Source organism: Pseudonocardia hierapolitana (assembly GCF_007994075.1).
Taxonomy (GTDB): domain Bacteria; phylum Actinomycetota; class Actinomycetes; order Mycobacteriales; family Pseudonocardiaceae; genus Pseudonocardia; species Pseudonocardia hierapolitana.
In genome coordinates this window covers 2,134,916-2,148,980 of record NZ_VIWU01000001.1, presented here as the reverse complement: position 1 = coordinate 2,148,980, position 14,065 = coordinate 2,134,916, and the positions used below count along the sequence as shown (strand labels likewise).

At 72.0% G+C, this 14,065-nt stretch carries 11 protein-coding genes; 7 read left to right on the top strand and 4 right to left on the bottom strand.

The window, feature by feature from the left end; genetic code table 11:
- Positions 1 to 26: 26 nt before the first annotated feature.
- Positions 27 to 1,475, bottom strand: a complete 1,449-nt coding sequence (locus tag FHX44_RS10110) for an ATP-binding protein (protein ID WP_212612407.1) — start codon at positions 1,473 to 1,475, stop codon at positions 27 to 29.
- A gap of 114 nt (positions 1,476 to 1,589) precedes the next feature.
- Positions 1,590 to 4,388, bottom strand: a complete 2,799-nt coding sequence (locus FHX44_RS10105) for an AfsR/SARP family transcriptional regulator (RefSeq protein ID WP_147255244.1) — start codon at positions 4,386 to 4,388, stop codon at positions 1,590 to 1,592.
- A gap of 194 nt (positions 4,389 to 4,582) precedes the next feature.
- On the opposite strand from FHX44_RS10105, the gene FHX44_RS10100 reads away from it, so the two are divergent.
- Both FHX44_RS10100 and FHX44_RS10095 read left to right on the top strand, forming a co-directional pair.
- Positions 4,583 to 5,497 (top strand): intradiol ring-cleavage dioxygenase, encoded by a 915-nt coding sequence (locus tag FHX44_RS10100; RefSeq protein WP_212612406.1) that lies wholly within the window; start codon positions 4,583 to 4,585, stop codon positions 5,495 to 5,497.
- Between the two features lie 76 nt (positions 5,498 to 5,573).
- Positions 5,574 to 6,092 (top strand): hypothetical protein, encoded by a 519-nt coding sequence (locus tag FHX44_RS10095; RefSeq protein WP_147255243.1) that lies wholly within the window; start codon positions 5,574 to 5,576, stop codon positions 6,090 to 6,092.
- 826 nt (positions 6,093 to 6,918) lie between these two features.
- Here FHX44_RS10095 and FHX44_RS10090 read toward each other — a convergent pair.
- Positions 6,919 to 8,598 (bottom strand): choline dehydrogenase, encoded by a 1,680-nt coding sequence (locus FHX44_RS10090; protein WP_147255242.1) that lies wholly within the window; start codon positions 8,596 to 8,598, stop codon positions 6,919 to 6,921.
- A 255-nt stretch (positions 8,599 to 8,853) separates the two neighbouring features.
- Here FHX44_RS10090 and FHX44_RS10085 point away from each other — a divergent pair, with 255 nt between their 5' ends.
- Entirely contained in the window at positions 8,854 to 10,179 is a 1,326-nt protein-coding gene (locus FHX44_RS10085) for a lipopolysaccharide biosynthesis protein (RefSeq protein WP_147255241.1), read from the top strand.
- 241 nt (positions 10,180 to 10,420) lie between these two features.
- Positions 10,421 to 10,918 (top strand): dihydrofolate reductase family protein, encoded by a 498-nt coding sequence (locus tag FHX44_RS10080; RefSeq protein WP_342792476.1) that lies wholly within the window; start codon positions 10,421 to 10,423, stop codon positions 10,916 to 10,918.
- A gap of 34 nt (positions 10,919 to 10,952) precedes the next feature.
- Here the strand turns inward: FHX44_RS10080 and FHX44_RS10075 are convergent, their stop codons facing one another.
- Positions 10,953 to 11,819, bottom strand: coding sequence for an NmrA family NAD(P)-binding protein (locus FHX44_RS10075; protein ID WP_147255240.1), 867 nt, complete (start codon positions 11,817 to 11,819; stop codon positions 10,953 to 10,955).
- 78 nt (positions 11,820 to 11,897) lie between these two features.
- On the opposite strand from FHX44_RS10075, the gene FHX44_RS10070 reads away from it, so the two are divergent.
- The 3 genes from FHX44_RS10070 (at position 11,898) to lexA (ending at position 13,881) form a co-directional block, all read left to right on the top strand.
- Positions 11,898 to 12,503 (top strand): TetR/AcrR family transcriptional regulator, encoded by a 606-nt coding sequence (locus FHX44_RS10070; protein ID WP_212612405.1) that lies wholly within the window; start codon positions 11,898 to 11,900, stop codon positions 12,501 to 12,503.
- A gap of 88 nt (positions 12,504 to 12,591) precedes the next feature.
- Positions 12,592 to 13,191 (top strand): nitroreductase family protein, encoded by a 600-nt coding sequence (locus tag FHX44_RS10065; protein WP_147255238.1) that lies wholly within the window; start codon positions 12,592 to 12,594, stop codon positions 13,189 to 13,191.
- 39 nt (positions 13,192 to 13,230) lie between these two features.
- Positions 13,231 to 13,881 (top strand): transcriptional repressor LexA, encoded by a 651-nt coding sequence (lexA, locus tag FHX44_RS10060; protein ID WP_147255237.1) that lies wholly within the window; start codon positions 13,231 to 13,233, stop codon positions 13,879 to 13,881.
- Positions 13,882 to 14,065 lie beyond the last annotated feature (184 nt).

Below are 14,065 nucleotides of genomic sequence, written 5' to 3'. Positions count from 1 at the left end.
CAGGCCATCCGGCGGTCACCTACCGGTCAACCGGCCCGACGCCCAGGAACGCCTCGATTTCCTCCGTGCTGACCTCGCCGTCCGTGGTGTTCTTGCGGCTGAGTGCGAGCGACGCCGGACCTGCGGACGCCCTCGTACGGGTAGGCGGTGCCCATGGTGACGGCAGCGCTGTGGCGGTAGTGGGCGAACAGCCTGGTGAGCGCGTCCCGCCGGGCGGGCTCGGGCTCGTCGAGGTCCGCTCTCGCGCGGCTGTGGGACCGGACCAGGTCGTGGAACCGGTGCCGACCGGGAGCCGGCTCCTGCAGGAGGTGCGAGTCGAGCAGGCCGTCGATCAGCCGCTCGGCCTTCTGCCGGTCCGTGCCGAGCAGCGCGGCTGCCGCCGACACGGTCAGATCGGGTCCGGGGTGGAGGCCGAACAACCGGTACGCGCGCTGCTGGTCGGCAGGCAGCTGCTGGTAGGACAGGTCGAGCGCGGCGGTGACGCTGCGTTCGCCCGCCTCGAGCTCGGCGAGCACGTGCCGGCGCACCCGCAGGCGTTGGATCAGGTGCGTGACCGTCCAGGACGGCCGGGATCTCAGACGTGCGGCGGCGACCCGCACGGCGAGGGGGAGCCGCCCGCACAGCTCGACGAGCTCGTCGGGTCGGCCGGGCGCCTCGTCGCGTACGCGGTGGTCACCGGCTGCGCGCCGGAAGAGGGCGACGGCGTCGGCAAGGGGGAGCACGTCGAGCGAGAGTGCGTGGCTGTGGTCCAGCCCGGTGAGCAGCCGCCGGCTCGTGACGAGCACGAGGCAGCCGGGCGTTCCCGGGAGCAGCGGAGCCACCTGCTCCTCGGACGCCGCGTTGTCGAGCAGGATCAGCGCGCGGTGATCGGCGAGCCGGCTGCGGTACAGCCCGGCGCGGTCCTCGGGATCGGTTGGGATCTGCTCGGCGGGCACGCCGAGGGAGAGCAGCACGCGTTCGAGCGCTTCGCCGGGCTCGACCGGGCGCCCATCCTGGGTGTACCCGCGCAGGTCGAGGTAGATGTGCTCGTCGGGGTAGTGGGGCGCGACGAGATGGGCCGCCTGCACCGCGAGGGCCGTCTTGCCGACACCGGCCATGCCGGCGATCGTGACGATCACGAGGCGGTCCGGGTCCCTGATCCGGTCGAGGTCGGCGAGTTCGGCCTCCCTCCCGGTGAAGAGGGGAGACGGGCCCGGGAGCTGACGCAACCGGTCCTGAGCGGGTTCGCGGGTCGCCGTGACGAGCGCCGCGCGCTCTTCCGGGCTCAGCCCCAGCGCGTCGGCGAGCAACCGGATCGACGTGCTCTGCGCGGAGCCACCGCGCTCGAACCTGCGGATCGAGCGCACGGAGAGCCCGGCCCGCGCGGCGAGCTGCTCCTGCGTCAACAGCGCCCGCTCCCGCCATTCCCGCAGCAGTCGCCCGGTGTCGGCGCGGGTGTCCGGCGAACGGGTGCCGTTCGTCGGATGGTCCGACACGGTTCTCGACGTGACGGCAGATCCCTCATCCCGTTGCGGTCCGATGACCGTCGCGTCGCCCCGCATCCCGCGAGCATCGCCGGTGGATCTGGCAAAACCTTGCGGAAGCGAGGATCAGGTGTTGTCGAGGATGATCGCCGGGGTGTCGGGGACGGGCAGGCGGCGCAGCAGGCCGGCCTGTTCGTCGTCGATCGCGCCGATGTCGCCGAGGATCGTGACGGACCCGTTCCAGTAGGCGCGGGCCTCGTCGAGGTTGCCGAGCGCGTGGTGCGCGTCGCCGAGGCCCCACAGCGTCTCGGCCTCCTGGTAGCGGTCGCCGGCCTCCCGGGCCGGCGCCAGGCTCCTGCGGAAGCACTCGACGGCGTCCTCCGACGCGCCCGCGCGGTGGTGGGTCCATCCGAGGTTGGCGAGAGCGACGGCCTGACCGCTGCGGTCGTCCAGTTCCTCGTTGAGCGCGAGCGCTCTGGTGTGGCAGGCGACCGCATCGTCGAACCGTCGGAGGTGCTTGTGGACCAGGCCCAGGTGGTTCAGCGTCGCGGCCTCGCCGTACCGGTGGCCGATGTCCTGGCAGATGCCGTGCGCGCGTTCGAGAGCCTCGACGGCCTCGGTGTGGCGGCCCAGCTGGCGGAAGGCGTAGCCGAGGATGTTGAGGCAGGCCTGCTCGCTGCGGCGGTCGCCGACCTCGCGCCAGACGTCCAGGGCGCGTTTCGTCGTGGCGATCGCGTCGTCGGCGCGGCCGAGGCGCACCTGGGTCCACGCGACGTCCTGCCATGCGAATGCCGCGCCCGTCCAGTCCCCGAGGCGGTGTGCGGTCTCTGCGGCCTGCCCCCGCACGGTGACGAAGCCCTGCCACCGGCCCAGGATGTCGAAGGGACGGTTCAGGGCGGCGGACAGGCGCACCGCGAGGGCCGGCGCGTCGCCCGCGGCGTCGAACGCCCTGCCGAGCGCGCCGACGAGGTTGTCGTGCTCGGTGGCGGCCCACGCACCGGCGTCCGCAGGCGTGGACAGGGGGAACCTGCCGCGCAGCCGGAACCCCCTCCCGCGAGGGCGGTGCCGGCTCATGGGGTTCACCAGGAGGTTCGCCCGCTCGGCCGCGTCGACGTAGCAGCGCAGCACGCGTTCCAGTGCGTCCGCGCGGTCGTGCTCGGAGTCCTGCTGGGCGAGCTCGCGCGCGTACAGGCGCAGGAGATCGTGGGTGTGGTAGCGACCGGGTGCCGCGGACTCGAGCAGTTGGTCGTCGACGAGGCGTTCCAGTGCGCTCTGCGCCCGGTGCGGGTCCGCGTCGAGCAGGGCGCACGCGACCGGCACGCTCATGTCGACCCAGTCGAGCGCGCCGAGGAGCCGGAAGGCCCGTGCCGCCTCGCGATCGACCGGGTCGGCGCTGGTCAGCAGGGCCCGGTGGCTGACCTCGAAACCGGTGCGCACCGCCCGATCGCCCACCGCGAGCTCCTCCAGCCGACGCTCCTCGTCGGCCAGGAGCGCGGCCAGGGTCGCGACGCTCCACCGTGGCCGCGCGGCGAGGCGGGCGCCCGCCAGCCGGATCGCCAGCGGCAGCCGTGCGCACATCCGGACCACGGCCGACGCCGCGTCCGGGTCCGCGTCGGTGCGATCCCGTCCGACCAGCGTGGCCAGCAACGACAGCGCCTCCTGCTCGGACAGCACGTCGAGGTGGATGTGATCGGCGTTGTCCAGGGTGGACAGGATGGTGCGGCTGGTGACCACCACGAGGCAGCCGGGGGCGCCGGGCAGCAGCGGCCCGACCTGCTCGGCGGTCCGCGCGTTGTCCAGCACGACGAGGACATGCCTGCCCGCGAGGTGCGAGCGGTAGGTCGCGGCGAGCTCCTGGACGTCCGTCGGCATCTGGTCGGGCGGCCTGCCGAGGCCGCGCAGCATGTGGCCGAGCGCCTCGACCGCGGTCACCGGAGGCGCGGTTCCGTTGCCGCGCAGGTCCAGGTAGAGCTGCCCGTCGGGGAACCGGTCGGCCACCTCGTGCCCGAAGTGAACGGCGAGCGCCGTCTTCCCGACGCCTGCCGTTCCGGCGATCGCGGCGACGGCCGGAGCGTCGCCGCTGCGCGAGCGCTCGACACGAGTGCGGAGCTCGGCCATGTGCCGATCCCGCCCTGTGAAATGGGAGATGCCCGCGGGGAGCTGCCGTGGTGCCGGGATGGGTTCGGCCCGCCGGACCCGCGCCGCGACCCCGCCCGCGAGGATGCGGTGGTGCAGGTCCTGCAGCTCCGGACCCGGCTCCAGGCCCAGCTCGTCGACGAGCGCGGTGCGGGTGTCCTGGTAGACCTGCAGCGCCTCGGGGCGCCTTCCCGCCTGGTGGAGGGCGAGCATGAGCTGTCCGGCGAGGCGTTCGTCCAGCGGGTGTTCCGCGGAACGTGCGGCGATCCCCGTGAGGACGTCCGCGTGCCTGCCCTGGCTCAGCATCAGATCGTTCCAGTCGAGCTCGGCGGCGCGCCGCTCGAGATCGAGGGACGTGCGCATCCGGCTGATCCAGTGCGTGTCGAGGCCGGCGAACGCCTCGCCCCGCCACAGCCCGAGCGCCGTCCGGTAGTGGGCGGCGGCCTGTCCGGGATCGGTCGCCCGGTGCGCGGCACCGATCAGGTGGCGGAACTTGTGCAGGTCCACGTTCATGGGGTCGACCGTCAGCAGGTAGCCGCCCGATCGGCGCGTCAGCTCCACGTCCTCCGCAGCCGCCAGCGCGCTGCGCAGCCGGGAGACGTGGCTGTAGAGCGTTCCACGGCGGGCGGAGTCCCCGTCCCACACTCGGTCCAGCAGCTGCTCGACGGGCACGACGTGGTTGGCCTCGAGCAGCAGGGCGGCGAGCACGCACCGCCTGCGAGCAGGACCGAGATCGACCGCTCGACCACCGACGCGCGCCTCGACGGCACCCAGAACGCGGAACTGCATCGCAATTCTCTCCCCGGCGCTTGCCCGGGACGATTGAACACGGTCGTGGACGACGATGCCGCGGCGCCGTTCACTCCGGGTACGAGCCCTGTGTCGCGCCGGCACCACAGGGAGCGGACAGGAGACGCACAGGAACGCCCCACATCCCGTTCCTACCTTGGGGACCGACCAGCGATGCCACCACCGGAGGAACCGTGAGACACGAGCCCGCCTACGAAGGACGCCCACTCGTCCGGCCCGGCGAGGAGGTCGTGGACCAGGGCCTCGGCTTCGACATCACGACCCTGATGAGCCGCAGGCGGATGCTGCGGGCGCTCGGACTCGGCGCCGCCGCCGCGGGCCTGGCGGCCTGCGCGAGCAACCCGGGCACCTCGTCCGGCTCCACGAGCGCCACGACGACCGCGTCGGGCACCGGCCTGGTGGAGATCCCCGACGAGACCGCGGGTCCGTACCCGGGAGACGGCTCGAACGGCCCGAACGTGCTCGCGGAGAGCGGCATCGTCCGCAGCGACATCCGGTCCAGCTTCGGCGGGGCGAGCGGCACGGCCGACGGGGTCCCGCTGACCATCCGGCTGACGATCCTCGACATCGCGAACGGCGGGTCCGCCTTCGCCGGCGCGGCCGTCTACGTCTGGCACTGCAACCGCGAGGGCGGGTACTCGATGTACTCGAGCGCGATCGAGGACCAGAACTACCTGCGCGGCGTCCAGATCGCCGACTCCTCCGGCCGCGTGAGCTTCATCAGCATCTTCCCGGCCTGCTACTCGGGACGGTGGCCGCACATCCACTTCGAGGTCTACCCGGACCAGGCCGGCATCACCGATGCCTCGAACGCCATCGCCACGTCGCAGATCGCGCTTCCCCAGGACGTCTGCGAGGCGGTGTACGCCCAGCCCGGGTACGAGCCGTCGGTCGGCAACCTCGCACAGGTCAGCCTCACCACGGACAACGTCTTCGGCGACGACGGCGGCGTGCACGAGCTCGGCGCCGTGACCGGCGACGCCAGCGGCTACACCGTGTCCCTGACGGCCCCGGTCGACACCACGACCACCCCGACCGGCGGCAGCGCCCCCGCGGGCGGGCCGGGTGGGCCGCCTCCGTCACGCTGACGGGGGCACGGCCCGGCGCTCACCTGCTGCCGGTTCTCCCTGTGTACGGACGGAAACTTTCCGTAGAGTCCCCGCCGTGGGCGGCCGTCGCAGATCTCTCAGCCTGGTGCTCAACGGCACGTTCGACCGCGCCCTCCAAGTGGCGGCAGAGCTGGAGGACTGCCTCCTGCTCGCCCGCGACCGGGGTAGCGGGGGCGCGGACGGCACCCTGTTCCGGGCGCGTGTACTGGCCCGCGACCTCGAGAACGCATTCATGGACGCCCTGGCCATCCGCGCCCCGCTCGTCGGCGACTACGACGGCGCGCTCGGCTCGGCCCGCGACCTGGTCACCGTGCTGCGGCGGGTCTACCCGCTCGCATTCGAGCTCGACGACGGCCGCTACGCCGGGGTCAAGAGCAACGTCGACCACGCCTTCGCGTGCGCCCAGGTGTTCGTCACCGTGCTGGAGATGGCGCAGGAGCGGGGGCCGGGGGAGCCGGACCTCGCAGTGGTGTCGCCGTCACCGGACGGCTCCGCCGACGCCGAGGAGATGGAGGAGCAGGTGCGGGAGCAGTGGGCCCGCATCCTCCCCTTCGAGGGCGACCGGGACCGCTGACACCGCAGCGTGTGCTCCCGCCTCGCTCGCCTGCGTTCCAGTGTCGATCGTTGTGTGGAGGGCTTACCGCCCCAGGCTGGTGCGGAACGCACCCGGGCCGCTGCGGGGGTGGTCCGTCTCGTGGGCGCGCCGTTCCCGGCTCGGGTCGCCCTGCCCTGCGCACCGACCGGGGCTGCTGTCGTGTCGATCCGGTTCGCCTCGAGCCCGCATCGGTGCGGGGTGGCTGGGCTGGGTTCACTACCGACGCCTGGGGTTGCGCTGGGTGCCGTCCCCGGCCAGGGGGCACGCCCGTTGGGGACGAGATCGCTGCGGTCGGGTGCCACGTGACTGGCTGTGGCCCGATCGAGCGGCGCTCGACCTGGGCATCTGTTGCGATCGGTCCGTCTCATCGGTTTCCCGGGGCCGCAGTGACGGGTCGGGACCACCGCCGGCTGAGTGGCACCCGGCAGCGACGGCCTCGTCGGGAACGGGCGTGCCCCCAGGTCGGGAACGGCCACCCACGCAACCCGGGAGGTCGGTAGTGGACCCAACCAGGCCACCCCGCACAGGCGAGCGGTGCGACGCGAACCGTGGGACCAGGCGAGAGGCCTGGATGGTGGGCGAGCGCCGGGTGGCCCGGGCCGGGAACGGCGCGCCCACCGGAACCCGGCCCGACCAGGCCGATCCGGCGGCCTCGATCGAGGAGATGCCCGCGCTCAGGCCCGGCGGGTGACGGCCTCACCGGCCCGAGCGCCATGATCCGAACCGTCGGTTGTCCATGGCTGCTCCTACGACCATGAGCACCCGCTACTGCGGATCATGAGCGCGGTTGAGCCGTTCAGGTTTGCTAGTCAGGCGTGGCAACGCGCAGTTCGGTGGTCCGGGTCTGGTCCCGCCGGAAGTACTCGGTGTGATCCGGGGGCAGCGGCGGCTGGTCGAGGATGATGTCGGCGGCCTTCTCCGCGATCACCATGACCGGTGCGTAGGTGTTGGCGTTCGTGACGACCGGCATCACCGACGCGTCCACGACGCGCACGCCGTCCAGGCCGTGCACCTTCATCGTGTCCGGGTCGACGACCGCCTGGTCGTCGGTGCCCATCTTGCAGGATCCGGAGTAGTGCATGGCCGACTTGGCGTTCGTCACCACCCATTCCCAGATCTGCTCGTCGGTCTGGACGTCCGGGCCGGGGGCGGCTTCCCCGCCGTCGTAACGGGCGAGCGAGGACTGCGCCATGATCTCCCGGGTCACCCGGACCGCGTCGATCCAGTCCCGCCTGTCCTGCTCGGTGGACAGGTAGTTGAACTGGATCGCCGGGGGCGTGCGCCAGCTCGGCGAGGTGAGCTTGATGCTGCCCCGCGAGTCGGAGTTCATCACCCCGACGTGCACCTGGTACCCGTGCGGGCCGGTGGGCGACGTCGGGTACGACTTCGACGCCAGCGGCAGGAACTGGTACATGAGGTTCGGGAATGCCAGCTTGTCGTTGCTGCGCGCGAAGCCGCCTGCGTCCCAGTGGTTGGTGGCGCCCGGGCCGCTGTGCAGGAACAGCCATTGCGCCCCGATCCACGGCGCGTTCTTCAGATTGGCGGTCGGCTGCAGCGACACCGGCTTGGTGCAGGAATGCTGGATCTGGATCGCGAGGTGGTCCTGCAGGTTCGCGCCCACCCCGGGAAGGTGGTGCACCACGGGCACGCCCGCCGATTCCAGGAGCGCGCCGTCGCCCACCCCGGACAGCTGCAGGATGTGCGGGCTCTTGATCGCGCCCGCGCACAGGATGGTGTCGCGGCTGAGCACGTGGTGCACGTGCCCGCGCCGGTCCACGAACTCGACCCCGACCGCCTGCTTGCCGTCGAACATGATCTTCGAGACGGTGGTGCCGGTGCGGACGACCAGGTTGTGGCGGTCCATCGCCGGACGCAGGTACGCGCGGGTGGCCGACCAGCGCCGGGACTTGCGGATGTTGTGGTCGAGGGCCCCGAAGCCCTCCTGCCGGTACCCGTTGACGTCCGGGGTGGCGTAGTGCCCGGCCTCCTGCGCGGCCAGCAGGAACGACTGGGCGAGGACGTTGCTCGGCCGCGCCTTCGACACCGTCAGCGGGCCTCCGCGGCCCCGCAGCGGTCCGCCGACCTCCGCGTCCTCCATGCGCTTGAAATACGGCAGCACGTGGGCGAAATCCCAGTTCTGCATCCCGGGCTGCGCGGCCCAGCCCTCGTAGTCCAAGGGATTACCGCGCTGGTACAGCATCCCGTAGAGGTTGCTCGTGCCACCCAGCATCCGGCCGGCCGGCAGATTCATCCGCCGACCCCGCAGGCCCGGCTCGGGCTCGCTGCGGTAACGCCAGTCGTAGAAGCTCACGCCGCGCGTGAACGCGATGCCGGCCGGCATTCGCATGAGCACGTCCCACGAGTAGTCCGGTCGGCCGCTCTCGAGCACGAGCACCCGCCGCGCCGGATCCGCGGACAGCCGGTTGGCCAACGCCGAACCCGCCGAACCACCCCCGACGATGACGTGATCGAACGACTCGGTCACTCGGTCCCCCTCATGGCAATGCCGGCCACCACGCGTCGTTTCACCCGATCGTGATGCGAAGCGGCTCTTGACGGCGAAGGACGCTACACCGGCTCAGGAGGCCGCGGAGAGCCGACCCGGCGGGGCTAACGCAGAGGTGGACGGCCCCGATAGACGGCACGATGGGCGCTGTTCAGCGCTGTTGCGGGGGAGCTGTTGCGGGGGAGGCACGACCTGCATGCCGTCACGTCGAGGGCCGGTCGGATGATGGGCCGCGTGCCGCCACCGGATGAGCTCGACGCCCCGACCGTTCGGTTCGAGGCCTTGACCCAGCCGCTGCCGCTCGGCGCGGCGGCGGATGACGGCTGGCGTGCCCCGCAGCACCGCGACGGTATGGCGCTCGTGCTCAGCTCGGCCGCGTCGTCGGGCATCGGGATGCTGTTCTGGGTGCTCGCCGCGCGGCTGTTCGACCCCACCACCGTCGGGCTGAACTCCACGGCGCTGTCGGCGATGACGCTCCTCGGCTCGGCCGCCCACCTGAACCTCGGCAACGCGATCCTGCGCTTCGTCCCGGTCACCGACCGGCGCGGCGCGATCATCGCCGGATGCTTCGCCGTCGGCATCGGGGTGGCGGCGGTGCTCGGCCTCGGGTTCGCGGTCGGTGCAGGCGTGTGGGCTCCCGAGCTCGTGGAGGCGGTCGGGTACCCGATGCTGATCGTCTTCTTCGTGATCAGCACCCCGCTCTACACCGTGTTCGTCCTCCAGGACGCCGCCCTCACCTCGATCAAGCGTGCCGACCTCGTGCTGTGGGAGAACCTCGTGTTCTCCCTGCTGAAGGTCGCCCTGCTCGCGGTCGCGGCCTGGCTCGCCGTGGAGAGCGGGATCGCGATCGGGTGGGTGGTGGCCACCCTGCTCGTCGTCCTGGTCGTCACGAGCTGGGTCACCAGGGCGGTGCGCAAGGCCCCGCCCCCGCCCACCGTCCACCCGGTCACGGTGCGGGACCTCGGCGAGTTCGTGGGCGCCGACTACGCGGGCAACATCTTCTGGCAGGCCGCGGTCTTCGGCCTCCCGCTCGTCGTGATCAACCTGGCCGGGCCCGACGGCGCCGCCGTGTACGGCGTGGTCTGGCAGATCGCGTTCGCGTTCTACCTGGTGGCGATCGGCATGGGGAAGTCGATGGTGGCGCACAACGCCGCCGCCGACCGTGCCGCGGCCGACCGGGCCCGGCGCGGGATGGAGCGCAAGGCGCTCACGCTGATCGTCCCCGCGGCCATCGTGACCGCCGTCGCGTCCTACCCGATCCTGTGGGTGTTCGGGCCCGCCTACGCCCAGACCGGCACGTTGTTGCTGATCCTGCTGGCCCTCTCCGCGATCCCGAACGTCGTCACGAACTCGACGGTGTGGGAGGCGCGCGTCAGCCGCCACCGCGCCGTGCTGGTCGGGCTGCCGGCCGGGCTCTGCGCACTGGTGATGATCGGCACCTTCGTCCTGGTGCCGATGATGGGCATCACCGGTGCCGGATGCGCGTGGCTCGGCGCCCAGTGCGTGGTGGCCGCGGGGGTCCTGCTGCGGCGCCGGGCAACGCGGGTGACCGCCGCGTAGCGGTCCCCACGCGCCGGTCGGACTCCTCCGGAAATCTTCGCCTGCGATGTCGAAGGGCGCCGTCCTGCTCCGACCAGATGGCGAGGTGGGGGAGAACCGATCCCCCGCGCGACGCGAGGAGTCGAGATGGGCAAGGTCACCTGCGGGATGGCGATCTCTCTGGACGGCTACACGGCCGGCCCGAACCAGCGCGCGGACGCCCCCTTCGGCGACGGGGTCGGCGAGAGCCTGCACCGGTTGGATGTTCGAGGCCGCGGAGGAGAACGCCGCCGAGATCGAGACGCTCACCGCCGCAAGCGCGTACATCATGGGCCGCAACATGTTCGGGCCCGGCCGTGGCGAGTGGGACCTGGACTGGACCGGGTGGTGGGGCGAGGAGCCGCCCTACCACGCCCCGGTCTTCGTCCTCACCCACCACGAGCGCGAACCCGTCGAGATGAAGGGCGGAACGACGTTCCACTTCGTGACCGGCGGGATCGTCGAAGCGCTCGACCGGGCCCGGGCCACCGCGGGGGACCGGGAGGTCGCGATCGCGGGCGGCGCCGCCACCGTCAACCAGTACCTCGCCGCCGGCCTGATCGACGAGCTGTACCTGCACATCGCGCCCGTCGTGCTCGGGCGCGGCGAGCGCCTGTTCGAGGGCGTGGGCCGGCTGGAGCTGACCCCGGTCGAGGCCCGGCACACCGCACTCGTGACGCACGTGCGCTACACCGTCGGCGGTGCGAACCGGTCGTCGTGATCCGGGACGCCCGCCGGCGCTCTACTGGAGGCGATCACGCCGCCTCCGCGACGAACTCCGCGAACGTCTTCGGCCTGCGCCCGCTCAGCTTCTCGATCGTGTCGGTCACCTCCACGTCCTGCGGCCCGCTGCGCAGCGCCGCCCACAGCTTGGACAGGTGTGCGACGGCGTGGGCGTTGATCCGGCTGCCCGCCGCCTCGGCCCACGCCTCGTCGGTGACGTTCTCGTAGCCGATCTCCCGGCCGAGCCCGGCGGTCAGGGTGGCCACGATCTCCTGCACGGTCAGGAGCTGGCCGACCACGGGGTACGCGCTTCCCGCCGGCACGTCCGCCGCGGTGAGCACGCCGGCCGCGACCCGGGCCACGTCCTCCCCGGCGACCAGGGGAATCACGGTGCTGTCGTCGCCGAGCGGCATCGCGAGCGCTCCGGAGGCGGTCGCCAGTGCGTGGATGTTCTCGAAGAACACCGTGGCCCGCACGTGGGCGGCCCCGATCCCGGCCCACTCGAAGACCTGCTCCGACAGGTAGTTCTCCCGCATGCGCGGCGTCGGCGCGTCCGGGGTGGACAGCAGCATCACCATGTCCACGAGTCGCTCGACACCGGCGTTCCGGGCCGCGACCGCCATCTTGACGGTCGCGTCGAGCAGGCCCTCCTGCACCGGATAGGCGAAGTAGACGGCGGAGACGCCCTCGACGACCGCCTGGATCGACCGGAAGTCGAGGAAGTCGCCCACCACCACCTCCGCGCCGATGCTGCGCAGGTGGTCGGCCCGCTCGTCGTTCGTACGCACCATCGCACGGACCGGCACGTCGCGTTCCCGCAGCAGCTCGGTCACGCGGCGTCCCGTCCTTCCCTGCTGCCCGCCTGCCGCTCCGGTCACGAGCACGGTTCCACCGTTCATGACGTTCCTCTCCCTCTGGTACCGACTGGTACCAGCTACTGTGGTACCAACTGGTACCCGATGTCAAGGGAGGGGTCGATGCCCACAGCGGACGAGGCGCCCGCACGCGAACGCATCCTCGGCGCCGCGTTCTCCGCGTTCATGGAGGCCGGGTACGCCGCGACCAGCACGCTCGAGATCGCCACCCGGGCGCGGGTCTCCAAGCGGGAGCTCTACGCCCTGGTGGGCAACAAGCAGCAGATGCTCGAGGCCTGCGTCCGCGAGCGCGCCACGCGGCTGCGGGTACCCGCCGACCTTCCCGAGCCACGGGACACCGAGACGCTCGAGCGCGTCCTGGTCGGGTTCGGGACGCAACTCCTGCGCGAGACCACCGATCCCACCGTCGTCGCGGTCTTCCGGCTGGCGATCGCAGAGGCCGTGCGCGCCCCGGAGGTCGCTCGCACGCTGCATTCGCTCGGGCCGCAGACCAGCCGGGCCGCCCTGACCGCGATCATGGAAGCGGCCCACGCCCACGGTGTTCTCCCGGGCCGCGCAGCCGAACAGGCCGAGCAGTTCGCCGGTCTGTTGTGGGGCGACCTGATGATGAGGTTGCTGCTCCGGGTCGCCGATCCACCGACGGCCACGGAGGTCGACGCGCGGGCGCGCGCCGCGGTGTCCGCCTTCCTGCAGCTGCACCGCCCATGACGCCCAGTGCTGATGTCGACGAACGGCGCGTTCGTCGGTACCTATCCGACGAAGGCGCCGTTCGTCGGTGTGGGGCAAGGTGATCGGCGTGGAGTTCGCCGAGGTGGTCCGCCGCCGCCGCATGATCCGTGACTACGACCCCGACCGGCCGGTGCCGCCCCAGGTGCGGGAGCGGTTGCTCGAGCACGCGATCAGGGCGCCGTCGGCGGGGTTCAGCCAGGGGTGGGCGTTCCTCGTGCTGGAGTCGCCGGACGAGCGCGCGCGGTTCTGGGCGGCCACCGTGGACGACGGCGAGCCGGACCGGTGGCTCGTCCGGATGCGCCGCGCGCCGCTGCTGATCGTGCCGCTGTCGCACAAGGCGGCCTACCTGGACCGCTACGCCGAACCGGACAAGGGCTGGGCCGACCGCGACGAGGCCCGCTGGCCGGTGCCGTACTGGGACATCGACACCGGGATGGCCGCCCTGCTCATGCTGCTCACCGCCGTGGACGAGGGGCTGGGCGCCTGCTTCTTCGGCATCCCACCCGGTCGGATCGATCCCTTCCGGCGGGAGTTCGGGGTGCCGGAGGAGTACCGGCCCATCGGTTGCGTCTCGGTGGGCTACGAGGGCGGGCACGACAGGCGCTCGCCCTCACTGAGGCGAGGCCGCAGGGGCGTGACCGAGGTGGTCCACCGCGGCCACTGGTAGCTCGAAAGTGCGTTCTCCCGGGACCTCTAACATCCGCACGTGACCCTCGTCGATGACCTCGAGTTCCTGGATGCCTCCTCGCTGCCCGTGCGGCAGCAGCGGATCCTCCTGACCATCCGGGACTGGGTCGTCCGGTACGGGTACGCGCCGAGCACCCGCGAGATCGGTGAGGCCGTCGGGCTGCGGTCGCCGTCGTCGGTGTCGAAACACCTCGCGAGCCTGGAGGAGAAGGGCTTCCTCCGGCGCGGGACGGTGGTGTCCCGGCCGATCGACGTGCGCGCGTTCCTGCAGGAGCCGCAGGCGCGGGACACCAGCGACTCCGTGCCCGTCCCCGTGGTCGGTGACATCGCCGCGGGAACCCCGATCCTGGCCGAGGAGCACGTCGACGACGTCCTCACGCTGCCCCGCGAGCTGGCCGGGCGCGGCAACGTCTTCGCGCTGCGGGTCCGCGGCGACTCCATGATCGACGCCGCGATCTGCGACGGCGACACGGTGGTGGTGCGCCAGCAGTCCGAGGCACACTCGGGCCAGATCGTGGCCGCGATGATCGACGGCGAGGCCACGGTGAAGGTGTACCGCCGCCGGAACGGCCACGTGTACCTCGAGCCGCGCAACCCGGCCTACGACGTGATCGACGGCGACGAGGCCGTCGTGCTGGGGGTCATCGTCTCGGTGCTGCGCAGCGTCTGACCACTGGCCGAGCAATTCCGAACTCGATGCCCACGGGCCGAGCCGGCCCTGCAGGTGTTGTTCCGAGCGGTTGCGCCCGAGATACTCGCGATCTTGCGCTCATGATCCGCAGTAGCGGGTGCTCATGGTCGTGGACGCAGCCATGGGCAAGCGACAGTTCGGATCATGGGCACCGGAGGCCCGT